We start from the raw sequence: 22263 nt of genomic DNA, 5'->3' as shown, positions 1-22263 counted from the left end.
TCATGCATTTCATTCGCCGCGCCGGCCATCCGGCACGGCGGCGTCTCGACCGAATCACCCGGAGCAAGGTGTGTTTTTTATGCCATTCCAGCGCGGCGCTCGTGCAGCAGCGCGCTGGAATGACACAAATCCTGCCCCGGAATCAGTCGTTGCGGCGGCCCCGCACGAACGTGCCGGACAGCCTGCGATGCGCGTGACGCTACGCACCGCGCAAAAACAAAATGCCTGTATCAGCGGACTGACACAGGCATCTTGCTGGCGGCAATCGCCTCGATTACTTACGCAGACCCAGCTTCTCGATCAGTGCGCGGTAACGGTCGGCATCCTTGCCCTTGAGGTAGTCGAGCAGCTTGCGGCGGCGGCTCACCATGCGCAGCAGGCCGCGGCGGCTGTGGTGATCCTTCGCGTGGGTCTTGAAGTGACCCGTCAGTTCGACGATACGTGCGGTCAGCAGTGCGACCTGGACTTCGGGCGACCCCGTGTCGTTGGTACCGCGGGCGAACTGAGCAACAACTTCCGACTTCTTGATATCTGCAACAGACATGTGATTTCCTTTCTAACTGAACAGGCGGACACGGAAGAATGGCCGTGCCGTGACTTACAACCGGCGGGCATTGTAGCACAACTCCCCGCCGTTCTTACCGCCTCCTGTCACGGACGCGTCATCGAGCACGCCGACGGCATCTCCGTGCGCTGCGCCGGCACCGCCAGCACCGTCCGGAAGCCATAACCCGACCCCTCGTTGTCGAAGCGCACGCCCGGCGCGCCGGCCTTGTCCATCTCCATCACGTAAAGGGGTTGGATCAGCTGGTGATCCTGCGCGCGCATCCGCGACGCATGGAAACCGTCGTCGAACGACAGGCCCTCGAGCGACCGCGCGACCGCGACGGGGTCGGCCGACCCCGCCCGGTTCATCGCCGCGGCCAGCATCTCGATCATCAGGCTCATGCGCCGCACCGGATAGTCGTCCTGCGCGGCCGGGAAACGGGTCCGGAACGCGCGGTAGAACGCGTCGGATTTCGCGCCGCCCGCATTCGGGTGCCAGTCGGCCACGGCCACGACGCGCCCGACGCCGGCATCGCCAAGGGCGGCCGGCGCACCGAGGCTGTTGCCGTAGAACGTATAGAACTTCGCGTTCAGCCCCTGCTCGCGCGCCGCCTTCACGAGCAGCGTGAGGTCGTTGCCCCAGTTGCCGGTCACGACGGCATCCGCGCCGCTCGCGCGGATTTTCGCGATGTACGGCGAGAAATCCTTGATCCGGCCGATCGGGTGGAATTCGTCGCCGGCGATCGTCACGTCCGGGCGCCGCGCGGCCAGCGCCTGCCGCGCGAGCGTGCTGACGTCGTGACCGAAGCTGTAGTCCTGGTTCAGCAGGTAGACCTTGCGCAGCGCGCGGTCGCGCGCCATCACGTCCGCGAGCGCGGCCATCCGCATCCCCGCGTGCGCGTCGAAGCGGAAATGCCAGAAGCTGCAGCGCGCGCCGGTGAGCGCCGGATCGTCGGCCGAATAGTTCAGGAACAGCATCCGGTTGTCGGGGTCGCGCGCGTTCAGCTTGTCGAGCGCCGCGACCAGCGCAGCCGCGACGGCCGAGCTGTTGCCCTGCGCAACGAAGCCGATATGGCGGTCCGCGGCCGCGCGCAGTTGCACGAGCGCCTCCTCCGGGCTGCCCTTGCTGTCGAGCACGACGAGTTCGAGCGGGTGTGCGCCGTCGCGCAACTTCACGCCGCCCGCCGCGTTGACCTGCTCGACGCCGAAGCGCAGGTTGCGCTCGACCGCCGCGCCCGCGTTCGCGAACGGGCCCGACATCCCTTCGATCAGCGCGATCCGCACCGGCCCGCCGCCGGCGAACGCGGACGCAGCCAGCACCCATCCTGCGCTCAACGCGAGCGCGTACCGCTTCCACCCCTGCATCGGCCACCTGCCCTTCGATTTGCCCGAGAAGCGCGGATCATAGGCCGGCGCGCCCGCCGCCCGCAAGCCTCGCCGCGCCGCCGATCCGCACCGATTTTTTCCGCGCGATGCACCGGCACGCGCCGTCCGTGATACAACGGGGCCTGTTTCCGTGTTCTGGAGGATCCCATGCGCATTCGCATTCCCGCGCGCCTGCCGGTGCTGGTCGCCGGCGCCGCGGCACTGCTGGCCGGTTGCGCGCAACCGTGGCAGCAATACCAGGCCGGCCAGGACGAATCGGCGATCGTCGCGCGCATGGGCCCGCCGCGCGAGATCTACGACCTGCCCGGCGGCGGCAAGCGGCTGATGTGGCCGACCCAGCCGATGGGCGAAATCACGATCGCGGCCGACGTCGACGCGGCCCACAAGATCGTCAACGTGCGCCAGGTGCTGCAGCCGAGCGAGTTCTATCGCGCGGAGATCGGCAAGTGGACGAAGACCGACGTGCTCGTCAATTTCGGACGCCCGGTCGAGACGTCCTACTTCCCGCTGATGAAGCGCGAGGTATGGACGTACCGGTATCTCGAGGACAACGTCTGGTACATGATGTACAGCTTCTATTTCGATCCGCAGGGCATCCTGCGCATCACGCAGAAAACACCGGACCCGATGCACGATCCCGATCGTCGCAACCTGTTCTGACCGATTACGCATTTACGCGCAATTTTCACCATGGCCATTCACGAATTATTGCGTGAATGGCCATTTCGTTTTTTCCGATCCGCTATTTAATTCACGAAATATGACGGAAAACTTTTCCGGTCGATGACATCCCGATGGCAATCCGCTGAACGCCCCGTCATGCGGTCGTCTGCGCGGATACTGTCATGCCCGATGCCTGTCGTGCGTCGGGTTGGTGCAAGCAATGCACTGCTCCAAATCAATTTGAAACAATTTGTTTCAATGCCCCCGGAATGCTAGGGCATACCCCTAATATCAGTCGAAATCCAACCTTTCAATTTAGAAAGAATGGGGTTGCGTCATTTCGATCGATATTGATTTGCCTTTATTACAAAGGAGTCCTCATGAATCGCCCCAAGAGCATGCTGGTTGCCAACATTGCCTGGGCCCGCGAGACGCGTGAACACACGCCCGGTTTCTTCGACGCGCTCGCGCGCGGCCAGAACCCGCGCGTGCTGTGGATCGGCTGCGCCGACAGCCGCGTGCCGGCCGAAACCATCACGCACTGCGCGCCCGGCGAACTGTTCGTCCATCGCAACATCGCGAACCTGTTCCACCCCGACGACGACAACTCCGCCAGCGTGCTCGAGTACGCGGTGCGGGTGCTGAAGGTCGACCACGTGATCGTGTGCGGGCACTACGGCTGCGGCGGCGTGCGCGCATCGCTGCTGCCGCCGCCGGCCGACCTGCCGCACGTCGCGCGCCGCATCGCGCCGCTCTGCGCGCTCGCGCGGCGCCATCGCGACACGCTCGACGGCCTCGACGACACGGCCGCCGCCGACCGCCTCGCCGAACTGAACGTCCTCGAACAGGTGCGGCTGCTGCGCGCATCGCCGATCGTGCGCGGCCGCGAACGGCCGCCGCTCGTGCATGGCTGGATCTTCTCGCTCGCCGACGGTCGCCTGCTGGAGCTCGATTCCGGCTACGCGGCCCCGCCCGTCGACGTCGAACCCGCGCTGGCCACGACCGCCGCCGCGCTCGGCTGATTCATCCCCCGCCCCAACGCCCACGAAAACGCCCCAACCATGAAACTGAACGAGCGCCTCTCCACCCTGCCGCGCGACATCGTCGCCGGCATCGTCGTTTTCCTCGTCGCGCTGCCGCTCTGTCTCGGCATCGCCAACGCCTCCGGCGTCGAGCCGTTCGCCGGGCTCGTGTCCGGCATCGTCGGCGGCATCGTCGTCGCGCTGCTGAGCGGCTCGTCGCTGTCCGTCAGCGGGCCGGCCGCCGGCCTCGTCGTGATCGTCGTCGAAGGGATCGCGCAACTCGGCAGCTTCTCCGCGTTCCTGCTCGCGGTGCTGCTGTCCGGCGTGCTGCAGTTCGGGTTCGGCATGCTGCGCGCCGGCCGCTTCGCCGCCTACGTGCCGTCGCCCGTCATCAAGGGCATGCTCGCCGCAATCGGCCTGCTGCTGATCGTGAAGCAGATGCCGTTCGCGTTCGGCATCGGCGGCTCGGCCGCGCAATCGTTTGCGAACTGGCCGGACCTGCCGGTCGCATGGGCCGCCACGGCCATCGCGCTCGCGTCGCTCGCGCTGCTGATCGCCTGGGACACGCCCGCGCTGCGCCGCTTCGCGCTGGTGCGCGCGGTGCCCGCGCCGCTCGCGGTCGTCGTGCTCGGGATCGGCGCGACGCTCGTGCTGGGCTTCGTCGCGCCGGCCGTGGCGCCGGGCGCGGCCCATCGCGTGACGCTGCCCGAGCTCGGATCGTTCGCGGCGTTCGCGGCCTCGCTCAAGCACGCGGAGCTCGGCCCGAACTTCGCGCAGCTCGTCAATCCGGACGTGTGGCGCGTCGCGATCACGCTCGCGGTCGTCGCGAGCCTCGAGACGCTGCTGAGCCTCGAAGCGGTCGAGCAGATCGACCCGAAGCGCCGGCCGACCCAGCCCGATCGCGAGCTGAAGGCGCAGGGCGTCGGCAATCTCGTCGCGGGCGCGGTCGGCGGACTGCCGATCACGTCGGTGATCGTGCGCAGCTCGGTGAACGTCAACGCGGGCGCGCAAAGCCGGATGTCGGCCATCGTCCACGGGATGCTGCTGCTCGCGAGCGTGTTCGCGCTCACCGGCCTCATCAACCTGATCCCGCTCGCGAGCCTGGCCGCGATCCTGATCCATACGGGCTTCAAGCTCGCGAAGCCGGCGCTGTTCCGTTCGGTGATGAAGCAAGGGCCGGCCGCCTTCGTGCCGTTCGCGGCGACGATCGTCGGCGTGCTCGCGGTCGACCTGCTGTTCGGCATCGCGCTCGGCCTCGCGTGCAGCGTGCTCGCCGTCGCGGTCGCGAACCTGAAGAGCCCCGTCACGCTCGCGCAGCACGACGACCACTTCCTGCTGTCGTTCCGCAAGGACGTGTCGTTCCTCGGCAAGGTGCAGGTCAAACACCACCTGCGGCACATTCCGGATCGCGCGGCCGTGATCATCGACGCGACGCGCGCCGACTACATCGATCACGACGTGCTCGAACTGCTCGACGCGTTCGTCGCCGACGCGCCGCGGCGCGGGATCGCGGTCGAGTTCCGCCGGCGCAGCCCGGCGCCGCGCCCCGCCGCGCGCCGCTGGCTGTTCCGCGCCCCCGCGGCCGAATGAGCGGCCGATGAAAAAACGCCCCGGCGGCACACGGCCGTGCGGGGCGTTTCGGTGGCGCGCTGCGCGCGGTGCTTACGCGCGCTGCGGGTTGAGCTTGTCGTCCTTCGAGTGCAGCTTGTTCAGCGCGGAAATGTACGCCTTCGCCGATGCGGCGACGATGTCCGGATCGGTGCCGACGCCGTTGACGATCCGCCCGCTCTTCGACAGCCGGACGGTCACTTCGCCCTGCGCCTGCGTGCCGGTCGTGATCGCGTTCACCGAGTACAGCAGCAGCTCGGAACCGCTGCCGACTTCACCCTCGATCGCATTGAACGTTGCGTCGACCGGGCCGTTGCCGCGTGCCTCGCCCGTCACTTCCCGGCCTTCGACCGCGAACACGACCTTCGCCTGCGGCTGCTCGCCGGTTTCCGAGCGCTGCGCCAGCGACACGAACTTGTAGTGCTCCTGCTCGTGCGCGAGTGCCGACTCCTCGGAGACGATCGCGATGATGTCCTCGTCGAAGATCTCGGCCTTGCGGTCGGCCAGGTCCTTGAAGCGCATGAATGCGGCATTCAGTTCGGCTTCGCTGTCGAGCGACACGCCGAGCTCCTGCAGGCGCTGCTTGAACGCGTTACGGCCCGACAGCTTGCCGAGCACGATCTTGTTCGCGGTCCAGCCCACGTCTTCCGCGCGCATGATCTCGTAGGTGTCGCGCGCCTTCAGCACGCCATCCTGGTGAATGCCCGACGCGTGCGCGAACGCGTTCGCGCCGACCACCGCCTTGTTCGGCTGCACGACGAAGCCGGTGATCTGCGACACGAGCTTCGACGTCGGCACGATCTGCGACGTGTCGATGCCGACGTCGAGACCGAAGTAGTCCTTGCGCGTCTTCACGGCCATCACGATTTCTTCGAGCGACGTGTTGCCCGCGCGCTCGCCGAGACCGTTGATCGTGCACTCGACCTGACGCGCGCCGCCGATCTTCACGCCGGCGAGCGAGTTCGCGACGGCCATGCCGAGGTCGTTGTGGCAGTGCACCGAGAAGATCGCCTTGTCCGAGTTCGGAATGCGCTCGCGCAGCGTCTTCACGAGGTTGCCGTAGAGCTCGGGCACGCCGTAGCCGACCGTGTCGGCGATGTTGATCGTCGTCGCGCCTTCGGCGATCACGGCTTCCAGCACGCGGCACAGGAAATCCATGTCGGAGCGGCTGCCGTCTTCCGGCGAGAACTCGACGTTGTCAGTGAACTTGCGCGCGAAACGCACCGCGAGGCGCGCCTGCTCGAACACCTGGTCGGGCGTCATCCGCAGCTTCTTCTCCATGTGCAGCGGCGACGTCGCGATGAACGTGTGGATCCGGAAGCTGTTGGCCGGCTTCAGCGCGTCGGCCGCGCGCTGGATGTCCTTGTCGTTGGCCCGCGCCAGCGAGCAGATCGTGCTGTCCTTCACCAGACCGGCGATCGTGTGGATCGCGTCGAAGTCGCCGTTCGAGCTGGCCGCGAAGCCGGCCTCGATCACGTCGACCTTCATCCGCTCGAGATTCTTCGCGATGCGGATTTTCTCTTCCTTCGTCATCGACGCGCCGGGCGATTGTTCGCCGTCACGCAACGTCGTATCGAAAATGATCAGCTTGTCTGTCATGGGGGGCTCCAGGGCTCTTTATACGGAAGTCAAACGTAATGAGATCGCGCCACCGCTGGCGACGCTCAACAACAGACGAGGCTTGACGGAGGGCGAGAACGGTCAGCGCGGCAGGCGCGCCAAAGCTAGCGCGCGTAGCGGCGCACCGGCTAGAAGGAGGGAGAGGCGGGAAAATGCAGTCATGCCGAAGACTATAGCGGCATTCCGCTGGCCGCGCAATCGGACGCCGCCCGGGGATTCCGGCCGCCCGGCGCGGAAAAGGGGCAAATGAAAACGGCGGCCTTGAGGCCGCCGTTTCCGGTCGATCGCACGTCAGTGATCGCGCTGCGACGAGCGCGCCGGATTCGCGCGCCCGCGGACGGCCATGTAGGCCCAGAACACGTAGCCGGACAGCCCGTACAGCACGAACAGGCAGAACAGCATCAGCGGCGGATCGGACGACACGAGCACGAACGCGACGACGACCAGCAGGATCGCCGCGAACGGCACGCGGTGCCGCACGTCGAGCGCCTTGCCGCTGTAGAACGGCGCGTTCGACACCATCGTCACGCCGGCGTAGATCGTCAGCACGAACGCGACCCACGGCAGCCAGCCGAGCTTCATCGGCACGCGGTTGTCGGTCGCGAGCCACACGAAGCCCGCGATCAGCGCGGCGGCGGCCGGGCTCGGCAGCCCCTGGAAGAAGCGCTTGTCGACCACGCCGATGTTCGTGTTGAAGCGCGCGAGGCGCAGCGCGGCACCCGAGCAGTAGACGAACGCGGCCAGCCAGCCCCAGCGGCCGAGATCCTTCAGCACCCACTCGTACATCACGAGCGCGGGCGCGACGCCGAACGACACCATGTCCGACAGGCTGTCGAACTGCTCGCCGAACGCGCTCTGCGTGTGCGTCATGCGCGCGACGCGCCCGTCCATCCCGTCGAGCACCATCGCGACGAAAATCGCGATCGCGGCAATTTCGAAGCGCACGTTCATCGCCTGCACGACCGCGAAAAAGCCGCAGAACAGCGCGGCGGTCGTGAATGCGTTCGGCAGCAGGTAGATGCCGCGCGTCTTCAGGAACCGCTGGCGCGCGGCGCGACGGCTCTCGAGCGGCGCCGGATCGGGCGCCATCCCCTTGTTGCGGCGGAACGGTCGTGGCGTCTGGCCGGAGCCGTTACGCGGCCGACGCGGTTTGAATGCGGCCATCGTGCGCCCCGCCGCTTACTGCTCGAGCTCGGCGAGGATCGTCGACGACGCGTAGACCTTCTCGCCGATCGACACCTTCGCGCGGCTGCCGAGCGGCAGGTACACGTCGACGCGCGAGCCGAAGCGGATGAAACCGTAGCGCTGCCCGCGCGACAGCGGCTCGCCGGCACGCACGTAACAGAGAATCCGGCGGGCGACGAGGCCCGCGATCTGCACGGCGGTGACGGTCTTGCCGCTCGCCGTCTGGATCACGACCGCATTGCGCTCGTTCTCGGTCGAGGCCTTGTCGATCGCCGCGTTCAGGAACGCGCCCGGGAAGTACTCGACCTTGGTGATCGCGCCGTCGACCGGCGAACGCTGCGAATGGACATTGAATACGTTCATGAACACGCTGATCTTCAGCGCTTCACGGTTCGCGTACGGGTCTTGTGCGGTCTCGACCGCGACGATGCGGCCGTCTGCCGGGCACAGCACCGCGTTCGGCTGCGCGGGGATCGGGCGCTGCGGATCGCGGAAGAACTGGACGACGAAGACGAGCAGCAGCCAGAACGGCCACGCGAAGCCGAAGCCCCCGACGGCGTGGATCAACAGCGCGATGACGGCAGCAATCGCGATGAACGGCCAGCCTTCGCGCGCGATGATCGGATGAGGATAGTTCATGGATTCGTTCTGTGTTCGGTGAATTGCAAAGCCCGTAGGATAGCAAAAGCCGCCCGGGGCACTGCTGCCTTCGGACGGCTTTTTGAAACCGACCCTCCACTCGAAGGGCCGGAACAGCTCGCGGAGCTTAGTTCTTCGTCTGGTCGACGAGCTTGTTCTTCGCGATCCACGGCATCATCGCACGCAGCTTCGCACCGACCTGTTCGATCTGGTGCTCGGCCGTCAGGCGACGGCGCGACTGCAGCGTCGGGGCGCCTGCCTTGTTCTCGAGAATGAAGCTCTTCGCGTACTCGCCGGTCTGGATGTCGGTCAGGCACTGCTTCATCGCCTTCTTCGTCTCTTCCGTGACGACGCGCGGGCCCGTCACGTACTCGCCGTACTCGGCGTTGTTCGAGATCGAGTAGTTCATGTTCGCGATGCCGCCTTCGTAGATCAGGTCGACGATCAGCTTCAGTTCGTGCAGGCACTCGAAGTACGCCATTTCCGGCGCGTAGCCTGCTTCGACCAGCGTCTCGAAGCCCGCCTTGATCAGCTCGACGGTACCGCCGCACAGCACGGCCTGCTCGCCGAACAGGTCGGTTTCGGTCTCTTCACGGAAGTTCGTCTCGATGATGCCGGCACGGCCGCCGCCGTTCGCCGCCGCGTACGACAGCGCGATGTCGCGTGCCGCGCCCGACTTGTTCTGCGCAACCGCGATCAGGTGCGGCACGCCGCCGCCTTGCGAGTACGTGCCGCGCACGGTGTGGCCCGGTGCCTTCGGCGCGATCATGATCACGTCGAGATCGGCGCGCGGGATCACCTGGCCGTAGTGGACGTTGAAGCCGTGCGCGAATGCCAGCGCCGCGCCTTGCTTGATGTTCGCGTGCACTTCCTTCGCGTACACGTCGGCGATCTGCTCGTCCGGCAGCAGCATCATGACGACGTCCGCGCCCTTCACCGCTTCCGCGACTTCCTTGACCGACAGGCCGGCGTTTTCGGCCTTGCTCCACGACGCGCCGTCCTTGCGCAGGCCGACCGTCACGTTCACGCCGCTTTCCTTCAGGTTCAGCGCGTGCGCATGGCCTTGCGAGCCGTAGCCGATGATCGTGACTTGCTTGCCCTTGATGAGGGAGAGGTCGGCGTCTTTGTCGTAGAAAACGTTCATGATGGTTCCTTCGCTAATTCAAAAATTCAACAATTCGTTCGGATGGAGTACTGCGGGCCGGGACATGACGGCGCACCCGGCGTGCCTGTCTGGCAAATTCGGCATCACACCTTCAGGATGCGCTCGCCGCGTCCGATGCCGGAGCTGCCGGTGCGCACGGTCTCTAGGATCGCGCTCGCGTCCAGCCCCTGGATGAATGCGTCGAGCTTGTCGCTCGCGCCCGTCAATTCGATCGTGTAGGTCTTCTCGGTCACGTCGATGATGCGGCCGCGGAAAATATCCGACATCCGCTTCATTTCTTCGCGCTCCTTGCCCACTGCACGTACCTTGATCAGCATCAGCTCGCGTTCGATGTGTGCACCGTCGGTCAGGTCCACCACTTTCACCACCTCGATCAGGCGGTTTAGATGCTTCGTGATCTGTTCGATCACGTCGTCGGAGCCAATGGAAACGATGGTGAGCCGCGACAGCGATTGGTCTTCGGTCGGCGCCACCGTCAAGGTTTCGATGTTGTAGCCGCGTGCGGAAAACAGACCGACCACGCGCGACAGCGCGCCCGGTTCGTTCTCCAGCAGGACGGAAATGATGTGTCTCATGTTCGCTTCTTCCAGAATGTGTCCGTGTCGATTCACTCGCGCCGCGCGCCGCCGCGTGCCGCACCGCCCTTCGTGAAGGCGGCCGCCCCGGGCCAGGCGCGCGTCGCGCCGTTACAGATCTTCCGATCCGAGCAGCATCTCGGTGATGCCCTTGCCGGCCTGTACCATCGGCCAGACGTTTTCGGTCGGATCGGTCTGGAAGTCGAGAAACACGGTGCGGTCCTTCAGGCGCAGCGCTTCCTTCAGCGCCGGCTCCACATCCGAGGTCTTTTCGATCCGCAAGCCGACATGGCCGTACGCTTCGGCGAGCTTCACGAAATCGGGCAGCGCATCCATGTACGAATGCGAATAGCGCTTGCTGTATTCGATCTGCTGCCACTGGCGGACCATGCCGAGGTAGCGGTTGTTCAGCGAAATGATCTTCACGGGCGTGTCGTACTGCAGGCAGGTCGACAACTCCTGGATGCACATCTGGATCGAGCCTTCGCCCGTGATGCACAGCACGTCGTCGTCCGGGTGCGCCATCTTGACGCCCATCGCCGCCGGCAGGCCGAAGCCCATCGTGCCGAGGCCGCCGGAGTTGATCCAGCGACGCGGCTTGTTGAAACGGTAGAACTGCGCGGCCCACATCTGGTGCTGGCCGACGTCCGAGCACACGAACGCATTGCCGTCCGTCAGCTCCCACGCCTTCTCCACCACGTACTGCGGCTTGATGATCTCGCTTTCGCGGTCGTACTTCAGGCAGTCCTTCGCGCGCCAGCCCTCGATGTCCTTCCACCATTGCGCGAGCGCCTCGGTGTCGGGGCCGTGCTCGGCCGTCTGCAGCTGCTCGATCAGTTCCTTCAGCACTTCCTTCACGTCGCCGACGATCGGGATGTCGACCTTCACGCGCTTCGAGATCGACGACGGGTCGATGTCGATGTGGATGATCTTGCGCGGACGCGACGCGAAGTGCGCCGGGTCGCCGATCACGCGGTCGTCGAAGCGGGCACCGATCGCGATCAGCACGTCGCAGTGCTGCATCGCCATGTTCGCTTCGTAGGTGCCGTGCATGCCGAGCATGCCGAGGAATTTCTTGTCCGACGCGCGATAGCCGCCGAGGCCCATCAGCGTGTTCGTGACCGGGTAGCCGAGCAGGTCCGCGAACTGGTTCAGTTCACGCGACGCGTCGGCGAGGATGATGCCGCCACCCGTGTAGATGTAAGGACGCTTCGCCGTCAGCAGCAGCGACACGGCCTTGCGGATCTGGCCCGAATGGCCCTTCGTGACGGGGTTGTACGAACGCAGCGACACGCTCTTGACGGGCTCGTACTGGCACGGCGTCTTCGAGATGTCCTTCGGGATGTCGATCAGCACCGGGCCCGGACGGCCGGTGCGGGCGATGTAGAACGCCTTCTTGACGGTTTCCGCGAGGTCGCGCACGTCCTTCACGAGGAAGTTGTGCTTCACGCACGGACGCGTGATGCCGACGGTGTCGCACTCCTGGAAAGCGTCCTGGCCGATCGCGGCAGTCGGCACCTGGCCGCTGATCACGACCATCGGGATCGAATCCATGTAGGCCGTTGCGATGCCGGTCACCGCGTTGGTGACACCGGGGCCCGACGTCACGAGGCAGACGCCGACATTGCCGGTGGAACGCGCATACGCATCGGCTGCGTGCACGGCCGCCTGTTCGTGGCGCACCAGCACGTGCTGAATCTTGTCCTGCTTGTACAGCTCGTCGTAGATATAGAGAACCGAGCCGCCGGGATAGCCCCAGATGAATTCGACGTTTTCGTCGGCGAGTGCCTTCATCAGCACGGTGCCGCCGATGGAGTCGCTATCGGGAGGGGAAAGGGGTTCCGACGTGGAGAATTCCGCGCTGGGCATGTTCATTTTGACCTTTCGAATTTTCGGCAAAAAATTGATCGGGTGCTCTCTGCCGGGCTTGTGGCTCGGGTTCAAGCGGCGCGTCCAGTTTGAAGGGCGGGCTTCTTGGGCCAGCCTCAAATGAGACCATCACTTCATGTTGCGAATCGTTGACGATAGCGGGTCGTGGTTGGGTCGTCAAGCAAAATATCCCGCACCGCATCATGCGCGCCGCCCGGCGCCCCGCCGCCGCGGCTCGCGCGCAACGTGCGGCGCCCGACCCGGTGCCAAGCGGCACGAAAATTTGATAGCATCCGCGGGTTTTACGAAATTTTTCGACCTTTTACACCACGCAGCGGCCCGCAGCGCATACCTTCACGGAATGGCATCAGACAAGGAACTCGCCGACTTTCTGGCGGGCGTCGAAAGGCGCGCGTTCAAGCAGGCTGCGTACGCCGTGCGTGACGACGATGCGTCGCTCGACATCGTGCAGGACGCGATGATCAAGCTTGCGGAAAAGTACGGCGACCGGCCGGCGGCCGAATTGCCGCTGCTTTTTCAGCGGATCCTGCAGAATACGGTCCACGACTGGTTTCGCCGGCAGAAGGTCCGCAACACGTGGGTCACGCTCTTCTCGTCGCTGAACAATACCGACGACGAAGACTTCGACCCGCTCGAAACACTCGAATCCGCGGACGACAACGCGGGCGTCGAGAGCAGCGAGCACCGCCTCGAAAGAGAGCAGGTTCTGGCCCTGATCGACGAAGAAATCCAGAAGCTTCCGGCGCGTCAACGGGAAGCGTTCCTGATGCGTTATTGGGAAGATATGGATGTCGCCGAGACTGCCGCCGCAATGGGGTGCTCCGAGGGCAGCGTGAAGACGCACTGCTCGCGGGCCACCCATACCCTGGCGCAAGCGCTCAAGGCCAAAGGAATCACGCTATGAGCTCCGCTCCCGCAAACCGAGAACACGAATTCGCGCTGAAGGTGCGCCGCGCGCTTGACGAGCGTGCGGCCGCGCTGCCTGCCGCGACCACCGATCGTCTGGCCGTCGCCCGCCGGGCCGCGCTCGCGCGCAAGAAGCCCGAAGCCGCGACCGCGCCGGTGTTCGTGCCGGCCTTCGCCGGCGCGGCCGGCGCCTACGGACCGGCGCCCGTGAACCGCCCGAAAGCGTCGTTCGCGCGCCGCCTGCTGCGCGCGTGGCCGCTTGCGCTGCTGCTCGCGGGGCTCGTCGGCATCGCCTACTGGGAAGACATGCAGCGCACCGCCGAACTCGCCGACATCGACGCGGCGATGCTCAGCGACGATCTGCCGCTCAACGCGTATCTCGATCACGGGTTCAACGCGTATCTTTCGCGCGCTCACTAACAGACAATAACGAGGGGATCGCACGGGTGAGTCAGAAGCGCGGCCTGGCCGTATTTTTCGGATGCGTGATCGCGATCGCCGTTTCCTACGTCGCCACCTATTCCCGATTTCACCCGGCCCCCGCGACGACCACCGTCGCGGCCGTCAGCCCCGCCGCGCCTGCCTCGGCCGCGACCGGGCTGGCCACCGAACTCCCGCCGCTGCCCCTGCCGCTGCCGGCCGCCACCGGCCCGCTGTCGTGGGCGCGCCTCACGTCGGCGCAGCACGCGGCACTCGCGCCGTTCGCCGATCAGTGGGATGGCTTCAGCGACGCCCGCAAGCGAAAATGGCTGAAGATCGCGTCGCGTTTCGCGAAGTTGTCGCCCGATGACCAGAAGCGCCTGCAGGACCGGATGGCCGAATGGGCCAAGATGACGCCCGAGCAGCGCCGCGTCGCGCGCGAAAACTACCAGAGCGCGAAAGAGCTGTCCGCGCAGGCGCGCGAGCGCGCGTGGAAGGCCTACCAGCAACTCCCCGAGGAGCAGAAGGAACGTCTCGCGGCCGCCGAGCGCCGCCGCAGGCCGAGCGTCGTCAGCGCACCGCCGACCGTCGCCGACCGTGACGTCCGCCGCCTCGTCAATTCGCACGAACATCCGGCAAGCGGCGCCGCAGCCGCACCGGCGCCTGCCTCGGGCGGCGCCGCCGCGCAGCCGGTGCCCGCGTCGTCGACGGCCGGCACCGCGTCCGCGCCGGCCGCCGTGGCGCCGGTGTCGCCCGCCGACGCACCGTCGCTGTTCAAGGGCTCCTGAGCGGCCGTGGCAGACGCCCGCGCCCCCGAGATCCCGGCCGCCGCGCCCTCCGTGCGGCGGCGCCTCGCCGCGCTACTCTACGAAGGCGTGCTGCTGTTCGGTGTCGTGTTCTTCGCCGGGCTCGCATTCGGCCTCGCGACGCAGCAACGCAACGGCCTCGTCCATCACAACCTCCTCGCCGCGTGGATCGCGCTCGTCGTCGGCGCGTACTTCGTCTGGTTCTGGACCCACGGCGGCCAGACGCTGCCGATGAAGACCTGGCGGCTGCGCCTCGAATCGTCGAACGGCCGGCCGCTGAGCGCCGGCCACGCGCTCGTCCGCTATGCGCTCGGCTGGCTGTGGTTCCTGCCTCCGCTCGCGCTGCATCCGCTCCTCGGCCTGTCGGTGCCCGTCACGCTCGCGCTCACGGCCGCGTGGATCGTCATCTGGGCCGGCGCGGCCCGGCTGCATGCCGGCCGCCAATTTCCGCACGACCGGATCGCGCGCACCCGCGTCGTCGCGATACCGCGCTGACGCGCCGCACTCCTCAGACGAAAACCGCTCGTCCCGCCTTCCGTCATCCGCCAGACGGCGCTGCCGGACAACCGCCGGCCGTTCCGTGCGGCAGGTCACGCAAGGGCCGTGATTCACTGCTAAACACCCGGCAGCGGTCGTAATAAGAACGTCTCGTGACTGTCACGGCACAGTCACGCCCGCATGGCGGAATGCCGGTAATGTCAACCGGCGCGAGTCATGCATGGGCCAGAAAACGTCCGCGACCTCCCTGTTCCGTCACCCTATCGGCGCCCGCGCCGCCACCGCCTTCCTGTCCGGCTCGGCTGCAACCGATGACCTGGCGTCGCAAGAACCGCCTGTCACGCATCCCGCGCGGCACGACGATCCCGACCCGTCCGCCCATCGCTACCGCACCATCTGGCTGTCCGACATCCACCTCGGCTCGAGCGGCTGCCAGGCGCCGTACCTGCTCGACTTCCTGCGCCACAACGATTCGGAATACCTGTATCTCGTCGGCGACATCATCGACGGCTGGCAGTTGAAGAAAGGCTGGTACTGGCCGCAGGCGCACAACGACGTCGTGCAGAAGATCCTGCGCAAGGCGCGCAAGGGCACGCAGGTCGTCTACATCCCCGGCAATCACGACGAGGGCGCTCGGCAGTTCTGCGATCTCGCGTTCGGCGACATCCAGGTGCGCGGCGAGGCCTTCCACACGACGATTGCGGGCAAACGTTTGTGGATCGTGCACGGCGACCTGTTCGACGGCGTGATCCAGCACGCGAAATGGCTCGCGTATCTCGGCGACACGCTGTACACGCTGATCCTCGTGCTGAACCGCTGGTTCAACCGGATCCGCAGCCGGCTCGGCTTCCAGTACTGGTCGCTGTCGCAGTACCTGAAGCACCAGGTCAAGAACGCGGTCAACTTCATTTCGCAGTTCGAGACCGTGATGACCGACGAGGCGCGCCGCCGCGGCTGCGACGGCGTGGTATGCGGCCACATCCACAAGGCGGAGATCCGCGACATCGACGGCGTGCTGTACTGCAACGACGGCGACTGGGTCGAAAGCCTGTCCGCGCTCGTCGAAACGATGGAAGGCGAACTGAAGATCGTCTACTGGACGGTGATGCGCTCCGCACCGTCGGAGATCACGTCGCGCAAGGCCAAGGCCACTGCCTGACACAACCCTACTTACAGGACAAAGCCGCGATGAAGATCATGATCGTCACCGACGCGTGGGAACCGCAGGTCAACGGTGTCGTGCGCACGCTGAAAAGCACGTCGCGCGAGCTCACCGCGCTCGGCCACCGCGTCGAACTGCTGACGCCGCTGGAATTCCGCACGGTGCCCTGCCCGACCTACCCCGAGATCCGCCTGTCGATCCTGCCGTACCGCAAGCTGCGCGCGCGGATCGATGCGTTCGCGCCCGACGCGCTGCACATCGCGACCGAAGGCCCGCTCGGCCTCGCCGCACGGCGTTATGCGCGCGCGCGCAAGCTGCCGTACACGACCGCGTACCACACGCGCTTTCCGGAATACGTGCAGGCGCGTTTCGGCATCCCGCTGGCCGCGACCTACCGCTTCCTGCACTGGTTCCACGGCCCGTCGCTCGCGGTGATGGCGCCGACGCCGGTCGTCAAGCAGGACCTCGAGAAATTCGGCTTCACGAACGTCGTGCTGTGGACCCGCGGCGTCGACCTCGAGATCTTCCGCCCGATGGAGTCGAAGGTGCTCAACACCGCGCGGCCGATCTTCCTGTACGTCGGCCGCGTCGCGATCGAAAAGAACGTCGAGGCGTTCCTGCGCCTCGACCTGCCCGGCTCGAAGTGGGTCGCGGGCGAAGGCCCCGCGCTCGCGGAACTGAAGTCGCGCTATCCGGAGGCGAACTATCTCGGCGTGCTGTCACAGGCCGAGCTTGCAAAGGTGTATGCTGCGGCCGACGTGTTCGTGTTCCCGAGTCGCACCGACACGTTCGGCCTCGTGCTCCTCGAGGCGCTCGCCTGCGGCACGCCGGTGGCCGCGTATCCCGTCACGGGCCCGATCGACGTGCTCGGCGAAGGCGACGCGGGCGCGATGCACGAGGACCTGCAGGAAGCCTGCCTCGAAGCGCTGAAGATCGAACGCACGACCGCGCGCGCGTGGGCCGAACGCTTCTCGTGGCGCGCGGCATCCGAGCAGTTCGCGTCGCATCTGAAGCCGCTGCCGAAGACCGCGTACTCGCCAGCCGAAGGTGCCGCCGTTTGAAACGAGACCTGAACGACAAGATCCCGCCTCCCGCCTCCACGCCGCAACGGCACCGTCCGTTCGACGAGGACGAGCCGCATGCCGAAGCGGACGTGCACGCGCACGAGCCGCTCGGCCCCGACGACCCATTGTCGCCGCTGCCGCCGAACCCGTACAAGCGCCACCGCGGCATCACGCGCGCGTGGTATGCCCTCAAGCATTCGCTGAACGGCTTTCGCGTCGCGATCCGCGAGGAGAGCGCGTTTCGCCAGGAACTCACGCTCGCCGCGCTGATGCTCCCGATCGGCGCATTCGCGCCGGTGCCGGCCGCGTCGCGCGCGCTGCTGATCGGCTCGGTGCTGCTCGTGCTGATCGTCGAGCTGCTGAACTCGAGCGTCGAGGCCGCGATCGACCGCATCTCGCTCGAGCGTCACGAACTCTCCAAGCGTGCGAAGGATCTCGGCAGCGCGGCCGTGACGGTCGCGCTGTTCGCGTGCGTGACGACGTGGGGCTTCGTACTCGGCCCCGTCGTCGCACGCTGGCTCGGCTTCTAGACGGGGACCGGGCGCGCGCGCCGCGGGCCGCCCGCGTGCGGCGCTGCACCATGCGCCGCGCGGGGGCGCGATCACGAAATGCCCCCGATGTGGCGAAACCCCGGTTTATAATCGTCCGCTAGACATAGAACAGCAACCCGCGCCGGACGAATCACGCAGCATCGATTGCAGCGCCCGCCAGTCCGGCACACACAGGGCCGGACGACATGGAAGCGAAACCTCCCCGCCGCACCCGCGAACGGATTCTCGAGTTGTCGTTGAAACTCTTCAACGAGATCGGCGAGCCGAACGTCACGACCACGACGATCGCCGAGGAAATGGAAATCAGTCCAGGCAACCTGTACTACCATTTCCGCAACAAGGACGACATCATCAACAGCATCTTCGCGCAGTTCGAGCAGCAGATCGAACGGCGGCTGCGCTTCCCCGAAGATCATCGTCCGACGATCGACGAAACCTGGTCGTACCTGCAGTACATGGCCGATTTCATGTGGACCTACCGGTTCCTGTACCGCGACCTCAACGACCTGCTCGCCCGCAACCGCACGCTCGAGACGCACTTCAAGCAGATCATCAGCCACAAGGTGCGCTTCGCGCGCGAGATGTGCGAGCTGCTCGTGTCCGACGCCGAAATGGTCGCGACGCCCGCCGAGATCGAAGTCATCGCGACCAACATGGCCGTGATCTCGACCTACTGGCTGTCGTATCAGTACGTGATGCATCCGCGCAAATACAACGACCAGGACGCGATTCGCGAAGAACTGCACCAGGTCAGCATGCACGTGATCTCCGTGATGGCGCCGTACCTGCGCGGCCGTTCGCGCCAGTTGTTCGACGATCTGGTCTCGGGCAAGCTGCCCAAGCGCCAGTTCACCGACTACCTGCCGCCGCGCGACGGCTCGCCGCGCCCGGCCGACAGCCCCGTCACCCTCGGGCAGGCCTCCGCCAAGGATTCCAAGCAATGAAGGCAGTCTGCGTTTATTGCGGCTCGTCGCCCGGCGTGCGGCCCGTCTATGCCGACGCCGCGCGCGCGTTCGGCCGCGCGCTCGTCGAGGCGGGCCTCACGCTCGTCTACGGCGGCGGCCGCGTCGGCCTGATGGGCGTGATCGCCGACGAGGTGATGGCAGCCGGCGGCCACGCGGTCGGCGTGATCCCCGAGCTGCTCGTCGACAAGGAAGTCGGTCACACGGGGCTATCGGAACTGCACGTCGTGCCCGACATGCATCACCGCAAGAAAATGATGGCCGACCTCTCCGACGCGTTCGTCGCGATGCCCGGCGGCGCCGGGACGCTCGAAGAGCTCTTCGAGGTCTACACGTGGGCGCAGCTCGGCTATCACCGCAAGCCCGTCGCGGTCTACAACATCGATTCGTTCTACGATCCGTTGATCGCGCTGTTGCGCCATACGGTCGACGAAGGCTTCATGCGTCCGGCCTATTTCGACGCGCTGTGCGTCGAATCCGAACCCGTCGAACTGATCGAGCGGCTGCGCCGCTACCAGCCGCCCGCCCGCGACAAGTGGGCGCCCGACGCAGCGAAGTAACCGTCACCGGAAACCGCACGCCATGGCCGCACCGTCCGATCGCAAGGCCGTCCTCATCACCGGCGCGAGCCGGGGCATCGGCCGCGCGACCGCCGTGCTCGCGGCCGAACGCGGCTGGGACGTCGGCATCAACTACGCGCGCGACGCGGCGGCGGCCGAGCTCACCGCGCAGGCTGTCCGCGACGCGGGCGGCCGCGCGTGCATCGTCGCGGGCGATGTCGCGAACGAGGCGGACGTCATCGCGATGTTCGACACCGTGACGGCCGCGTTCGGACGGCTCGACGCGCTCGTCAACAACGCGGGCATCGTCGCGCCGTCGATGCCGCTCGCCGACATGACGGCCGACCGGCTGCGGCGGATGTTCGATACCAACGTGCTCGGCGCGTATCTGTGCGCGCGCGAAGCCGCGCGCCGGCTGTCCACCGACCGGGGCGGCCGCGGCGGCGCGATCGTCAACGTGTCGTCGATCGCATCGCGGCTCGGTTCGCCGAACGAATACGTCGATTATGCGGGGTCGAAAGGCGCGGTCGACTCGTTGACGATCGGTCTGGCGAAGGAACTCGGCCCGCACGGCGTGCGCGTCAACGCGGTGCGCCCCGGCCTGATCGAGACCGACATTCACGCCAGCGGCGGCCAGCCCGGCCGGGCAGCGCGCCTCGGCGCGCAAACGCCGCTCGGCCGCGCGGGCGAGGCACCGGAGATCGCCGAAGCGATCGTCTGGCTGCTCGGCGACGCGGCGTCGTACACGACGGGCGCCCTGCTCGACGTCGGCGGCGGCCGGTAATCTCGCCCGCCCGGCGCCCCCGAAGCGCCGCCAGGCATGCCCTGTCGTCACGACACCACAAATCTCCACAATTTCGTGACGGTTTCAGTAAACATTCGTAACAGTTCCGTGCTCTACTAGCGGGCAATCAGACAGGCGTCGTCTACGCCAAGTCTCCGCCACCCTGATGTGGCCCTTATCGGTCCCGCCCAAGTAGCGGACCGGCTCGACTCGACCCGAGATCTTTTCCATGCCTGGAACCGCAGCGCCCAGCCGGCGACGCACGTCTGTGCCCGCGCCGGCTCAGCACGCCCGCTCGACAGCCGACACCGACGCCACCGCGACGCTCGACGCCGCCGGCACGCCCGTCGTGGCGTCGACCACCGCAACCCGCACCGCGCGCGACCGCGCGGCCCTGCTCGGCTGGCGGGCCTGGCTGCTCGTCGTCGTGCTGGTCTGCGCGTACACGCTGCCGGGCGTGCTCGGCCACGATCCGTGGAAACAGGACGAAACCTATACGTTCGGCATCATCCAGCACATGCTCGAGACCGGCGACTTCGTCGTGCCGACCAATGCCGGCCTGCCGTTCATGGAAAAGCCGCCGCTTTACGCATGGGTCGCGACGAGCCTCGCCTGGCTGCTGCAGCGCGTGATGCCGCTGCACGATGCGGCGCGACTCGCCAGCGCGCTGTTCGCCACGCTCGCGTTCGGCTTCATCGCACGTGCGGCGCGCGTCGCCAGCCGCGCGGACAGCTGGTTCGACCTGCGCGTGATCGGCCCCGTCGTGCTGAGCGCGAGCACGCTCGTCGTCATCAAGCACCTGCACGACATGATGACGGACGTCGCGCTGTTCGCCGGCACGGCGATGGGCTTCTGCGGGCTGCTCGAACTCGTGATGCAGCACGTCGCGCGCGCGCAGCAGATGCGGCACGGGCTGCCGGTCCGGCCGTCGGGCCGCTGGGCCGCGCCGCTCTTCGGCGCGGGCGTCGGCATCGCGCTGATGACGAAGGGGCTGTTCGTGCCGCTCGTGTTCGCGGCCACGCTCGTCTGCACGCTGGTGCTCTACCCGGCCTGCCGCACCCGCTCGTTCGCGCGCGCGCTCGGTGTCGCCGCGCTCGTGTTCGCGCCGTTCGCGCTGATCTGGCCGACCGCGCTGTTCCTGCGCTCCGAAACGCTGTTCATGACGTGGTTCTGGGACAACAACGTCGGCCGGTTCTTCGGTTTCTCCGTCCCCGAACTCGGCGCGGAAAACGACAAGCCGTTCTTCATCCTGCGTGCGTTCCTGCTCGTCGGCTTCCCGGTCGCGCCGCTCGCGATCGTCGCCGTCGCGCGCGGCGCATGGCGCGACTGGCGCACGCCGCGCGTCGCGCTGCCGGTGCTGTTCGCCGGTATCGGGCTCGTGGTGCTGCAAATATCCGCGACGTCGCGCCAGCTCTACATCCTGCCGTTCTTCGCGCCGCTCGCGCTGGTTGCCGCGCAGGCGATCGACCGCCTGCCGCGCCGGTTGCATCTCGCGTGGGATTATTTCAGCCGCGTGCTGTTCGGCACGACCGTCGCGCTCGCGTGGGCGATCTGGGCCGTAATGGCCGATCCGGCCGCGTCGCGCGCCGATCTCGCGCTGCTCGGCCGCTGGCTGCCGCTCGACTGGACGATGCCGATCCGGCCCGCGCTCGTGATCGGTGCGCTCGCGCTGACCATCGGCTGGCTGACACTGTTGCCGAAGCTGCGCTCGACGGGCCTGTGGCGCGGCGCGCTGTCGTGGGGCGCCGGCGCGCTCGTCGCGTGGGGCCTCGTCTATACGCTGCTGCTGCCGTGGCTCGACGTCGCGAAGAGCTACCGCTCGGTGTTCGACGACCTGAACGCGCATCTCGCGCTCGAATGGAACGACGGCGACTGCATGGCGAGCCTGCACGGGCTCGGCGAATCGGAAGCGCCGATGCTGTACTACTTCTCCGGCATCCAGCACACGCCGATCGACGACGCGAAGTCGACGCGCTGCACATGGATGATCGTCCAGGGCGTGCGTGCCGTCGATCCGGCACCCGGCAGCGAATGGCAACTGTTCTGGACCGGCGCCCGCCCGGGCGACAACGAGGAACTGCTGCGCGTGTACGTGCGGACGCCCGAACAGCACCTGCAGTAACACGGGGCGGGGCGGTGCGCCGCCCTGCCCGCCTTCATCTTTCGCGCCGGTCGCGCCCGCCCGGTCGGCCGGCGCGCAACCTCTGCGCGATATCCATCCTTGACGCACCCGCATCAAGCCGCGGGCTCG

Annotated in this window: 22 protein-coding genes; 14 read left to right on the top strand and 8 right to left on the bottom strand. The window is 66.8% G+C overall.

Annotation, left to right across the window (positions count from 1 at the left end; all coding sequences use genetic code 11):
• Positions 1 to 274 precede the first annotated feature (274 nt).
• Complete coding sequence (rpsO, locus tag AC0KUR_RS29635; RefSeq protein ID WP_006398792.1) at positions 275 to 544, bottom strand: 30S ribosomal protein S15; 270 nt, start codon at positions 542 to 544, stop codon at positions 275 to 277.
• A 107-nt stretch (positions 545 to 651) separates the two neighbouring features.
• Positions 652 to 1911: a branched-chain amino acid ABC transporter substrate-binding protein gene (locus AC0KUR_RS29630; protein ID WP_473376765.1), complete on the bottom strand. Its 1260-nt coding sequence runs from the start codon at positions 1909 to 1911 to the stop codon at positions 652 to 654.
• 168 nt (positions 1912 to 2079) lie between these two features.
• Here AC0KUR_RS29630 and AC0KUR_RS29625 point away from each other — a divergent pair, with 168 nt between their 5' ends.
• From AC0KUR_RS29625 to AC0KUR_RS29615, 3 genes are all read left to right on the top strand, one after another.
• Positions 2080 to 2592: a hypothetical protein gene (locus tag AC0KUR_RS29625; protein ID WP_034190799.1), complete on the top strand. Its 513-nt coding sequence runs from the start codon at positions 2080 to 2082 to the stop codon at positions 2590 to 2592.
• A gap of 383 nt (positions 2593 to 2975) precedes the next feature.
• Positions 2976 to 3617, top strand: a complete 642-nt coding sequence (locus AC0KUR_RS29620; protein WP_034190798.1) for a carbonic anhydrase — start codon at positions 2976 to 2978, stop codon at positions 3615 to 3617.
• A 39-nt stretch (positions 3618 to 3656) separates the two neighbouring features.
• The gene (locus AC0KUR_RS29615; protein WP_034190797.1) at positions 3657 to 5207 is read left to right on the top strand and encodes a SulP family inorganic anion transporter; all 1551 of its coding nucleotides are present in this window, start codon (positions 3657 to 3659) and stop codon (positions 5205 to 5207) included.
• 72 nt (positions 5208 to 5279) lie between these two features.
• Here the strand turns inward: AC0KUR_RS29615 and AC0KUR_RS29610 are convergent, their stop codons facing one another.
• The 6 genes from AC0KUR_RS29610 to AC0KUR_RS29585 form a co-directional block, all read right to left on the bottom strand.
• The gene (locus AC0KUR_RS29610; RefSeq protein WP_034190796.1) at positions 5280 to 6824 is read right to left on the bottom strand and encodes a 2-isopropylmalate synthase; all 1545 of its coding nucleotides are present in this window, start codon (positions 6822 to 6824) and stop codon (positions 5280 to 5282) included.
• 312 nt (positions 6825 to 7136) lie between these two features.
• On the bottom strand, positions 7137 to 8009 hold the full coding sequence (gene pssA / locus AC0KUR_RS29605; protein ID WP_034190795.1) for a CDP-diacylglycerol--serine O-phosphatidyltransferase: 873 nt from the start codon (positions 8007 to 8009) through the stop codon (positions 7137 to 7139).
• A 15-nt stretch (positions 8010 to 8024) separates the two neighbouring features.
• Positions 8025 to 8669, bottom strand: coding sequence for a phosphatidylserine decarboxylase (locus AC0KUR_RS29600; RefSeq protein ID WP_031401923.1), 645 nt, complete (start codon positions 8667 to 8669; stop codon positions 8025 to 8027).
• A gap of 127 nt (positions 8670 to 8796) precedes the next feature.
• The gene (ilvC, locus tag AC0KUR_RS29595) at positions 8797 to 9813 is read right to left on the bottom strand and encodes a ketol-acid reductoisomerase (RefSeq protein ID WP_034190794.1); all 1017 of its coding nucleotides are present in this window, start codon (positions 9811 to 9813) and stop codon (positions 8797 to 8799) included.
• A gap of 104 nt (positions 9814 to 9917) precedes the next feature.
• Positions 9918 to 10409: an acetolactate synthase small subunit gene (ilvN, locus tag AC0KUR_RS29590; protein ID WP_006750445.1), complete on the bottom strand. Its 492-nt coding sequence runs from the start codon at positions 10407 to 10409 to the stop codon at positions 9918 to 9920.
• A 111-nt stretch (positions 10410 to 10520) separates the two neighbouring features.
• Positions 10521 to 12284, bottom strand: coding sequence for an acetolactate synthase 3 catalytic subunit (locus tag AC0KUR_RS29585; protein ID WP_034190793.1), 1764 nt, complete (start codon positions 12282 to 12284; stop codon positions 10521 to 10523).
• 355 nt (positions 12285 to 12639) lie between these two features.
• Here AC0KUR_RS29585 and AC0KUR_RS29580 point away from each other — a divergent pair, with 355 nt between their 5' ends.
• The 11 genes from AC0KUR_RS29580 (at position 12640) to AC0KUR_RS29530 (ending at position 22134) form a co-directional block, all read left to right on the top strand.
• Positions 12640 to 13203 (top strand): RNA polymerase sigma factor, encoded by a 564-nt coding sequence (locus AC0KUR_RS29580; RefSeq protein WP_034190792.1) that lies wholly within the window; start codon positions 12640 to 12642, stop codon positions 13201 to 13203.
• Positions 13200 to 13625: a DUF3619 family protein gene (locus tag AC0KUR_RS29575; protein ID WP_059558108.1), complete on the top strand. Its 426-nt coding sequence runs from the start codon at positions 13200 to 13202 to the stop codon at positions 13623 to 13625. Before AC0KUR_RS29580 ends, AC0KUR_RS29575 begins: the two co-directional genes overlap by 4 nt.
• A 26-nt stretch (positions 13626 to 13651) precedes the next feature.
• Complete coding sequence (locus AC0KUR_RS29570; RefSeq protein WP_473376764.1) at positions 13652 to 14413, top strand: DUF3106 domain-containing protein; 762 nt, start codon at positions 13652 to 13654, stop codon at positions 14411 to 14413.
• Between the two features lie 6 nt (positions 14414 to 14419).
• Positions 14420 to 14926: an RDD family protein gene (locus tag AC0KUR_RS29565; RefSeq protein ID WP_034190789.1), complete on the top strand. Its 507-nt coding sequence runs from the start codon at positions 14420 to 14422 to the stop codon at positions 14924 to 14926.
• Between the two features lie 223 nt (positions 14927 to 15149).
• The gene (locus AC0KUR_RS29560; protein ID WP_473376763.1) at positions 15150 to 16088 is read left to right on the top strand and encodes a UDP-2,3-diacylglucosamine diphosphatase; all 939 of its coding nucleotides are present in this window, start codon (positions 15150 to 15152) and stop codon (positions 16086 to 16088) included.
• 29 nt (positions 16089 to 16117) lie between these two features.
• On the top strand, positions 16118 to 17152 hold the full coding sequence (locus AC0KUR_RS29555) for a glycosyltransferase family 4 protein (protein ID WP_034190787.1): 1035 nt from the start codon (positions 16118 to 16120) through the stop codon (positions 17150 to 17152).
• Positions 17149 to 17685 (top strand): diacylglycerol kinase, encoded by a 537-nt coding sequence (locus tag AC0KUR_RS29550; RefSeq protein WP_069705560.1) that lies wholly within the window; start codon positions 17149 to 17151, stop codon positions 17683 to 17685. Before AC0KUR_RS29555 ends, AC0KUR_RS29550 begins: the two co-directional genes overlap by 4 nt.
• Before the next feature lie 206 nt (positions 17686 to 17891).
• Positions 17892 to 18650, top strand: coding sequence for a TetR/AcrR family transcriptional regulator (locus AC0KUR_RS29545; protein ID WP_034190785.1), 759 nt, complete (start codon positions 17892 to 17894; stop codon positions 18648 to 18650).
• Positions 18647 to 19228, top strand: coding sequence for an LOG family protein (locus AC0KUR_RS29540; RefSeq protein WP_049031317.1), 582 nt, complete (start codon positions 18647 to 18649; stop codon positions 19226 to 19228). Before AC0KUR_RS29545 ends, AC0KUR_RS29540 begins: the two co-directional genes overlap by 4 nt.
• Positions 19229 to 19250: 22 nt before the next feature.
• Positions 19251 to 20012 carry an SDR family oxidoreductase gene (locus AC0KUR_RS29535; RefSeq protein WP_034190783.1) on the top strand — a complete coding sequence of 254 codons (762 nt, stop codon included), beginning with the start codon at positions 19251 to 19253 and terminating at the stop codon, positions 20010 to 20012.
• Between the two features lie 229 nt (positions 20013 to 20241).
• Entirely contained in the window at positions 20242 to 22134 is a 1893-nt protein-coding gene (locus AC0KUR_RS29530) for an ArnT family glycosyltransferase (protein WP_034190782.1), read from the top strand.
• The last annotated feature ends 129 nt before the right edge of the window (positions 22135 to 22263 follow it).

This window comes from Burkholderia sp. YHN3-13 (assembly GCF_055810675.1).
This window is presented reverse-complemented; position numbering and strand designations above follow the sequence as displayed.

Bases quoted from the DNA above. Each gene is read 5' to 3' on its own strand.
- AC0KUR_RS29545 (WP_034190785.1), top strand. From the start codon at position 17,892: ATGGAAGCGAAACCTCCCCGCCGCACCCGCGAACGGATTCTCGAGTTG.
- AC0KUR_RS29535 (WP_034190783.1), top strand. From the start codon at position 19,251: ATGGCCGCACCGTCCGATCGCAAGGCCGTCCTCATCACCGGCGCGAGC.
- AC0KUR_RS29600 (WP_031401923.1), bottom strand. From the start codon at position 8,669: ATGAACTATCCTCATCCGATCATCGCGCGCGAAGGCTGGCCGTTCATC.
- ilvN (WP_006750445.1), bottom strand. From the start codon at position 10,409: ATGAGACACATCATTTCCGTCCTGCTGGAGAACGAACCGGGCGCGCTG.
- AC0KUR_RS29585 (WP_034190793.1), bottom strand. From the start codon at position 12,284: ATGAACATGCCCAGCGCGGAATTCTCCACGTCGGAACCCCTTTCCCCT.
- AC0KUR_RS29610 (WP_034190796.1), bottom strand. From the start codon at position 6,824: ATGACAGACAAGCTGATCATTTTCGATACGACGTTGCGTGACGGCGAA.
- AC0KUR_RS29580 (WP_034190792.1), top strand. From the start codon at position 12,640: ATGGCATCAGACAAGGAACTCGCCGACTTTCTGGCGGGCGTCGAAAGG.
- ilvC (WP_034190794.1), bottom strand. From the start codon at position 9,813: ATGAACGTTTTCTACGACAAAGACGCCGACCTCTCCCTCATCAAGGGC.
- AC0KUR_RS29555 (WP_034190787.1), top strand. From the start codon at position 16,118: ATGAAGATCATGATCGTCACCGACGCGTGGGAACCGCAGGTCAACGGT.
- AC0KUR_RS29530 (WP_034190782.1), top strand. From the start codon at position 20,242: ATGCCTGGAACCGCAGCGCCCAGCCGGCGACGCACGTCTGTGCCCGCG.
- AC0KUR_RS29575 (WP_059558108.1), top strand. From the start codon at position 13,200: ATGAGCTCCGCTCCCGCAAACCGAGAACACGAATTCGCGCTGAAGGTG.
- AC0KUR_RS29560 (WP_473376763.1), top strand. From the start codon at position 15,150: ATGGGCCAGAAAACGTCCGCGACCTCCCTGTTCCGTCACCCTATCGGC.
- AC0KUR_RS29630 (WP_473376765.1), bottom strand. From the start codon at position 1,911: ATGCAGGGGTGGAAGCGGTACGCGCTCGCGTTGAGCGCAGGATGGGTG.
- AC0KUR_RS29625 (WP_034190799.1), top strand. From the start codon at position 2,080: ATGCGCATTCGCATTCCCGCGCGCCTGCCGGTGCTGGTCGCCGGCGCC.
- AC0KUR_RS29540 (WP_049031317.1), top strand. From the start codon at position 18,647: ATGAAGGCAGTCTGCGTTTATTGCGGCTCGTCGCCCGGCGTGCGGCCC.
- rpsO (WP_006398792.1), bottom strand. From the start codon at position 544: ATGTCTGTTGCAGATATCAAGAAGTCGGAAGTTGTTGCTCAGTTCGCC.
- AC0KUR_RS29615 (WP_034190797.1), top strand. From the start codon at position 3,657: ATGAAACTGAACGAGCGCCTCTCCACCCTGCCGCGCGACATCGTCGCC.
- AC0KUR_RS29620 (WP_034190798.1), top strand. From the start codon at position 2,976: ATGAATCGCCCCAAGAGCATGCTGGTTGCCAACATTGCCTGGGCCCGC.
- pssA (WP_034190795.1), bottom strand. From the start codon at position 8,009: ATGGCCGCATTCAAACCGCGTCGGCCGCGTAACGGCTCCGGCCAGACG.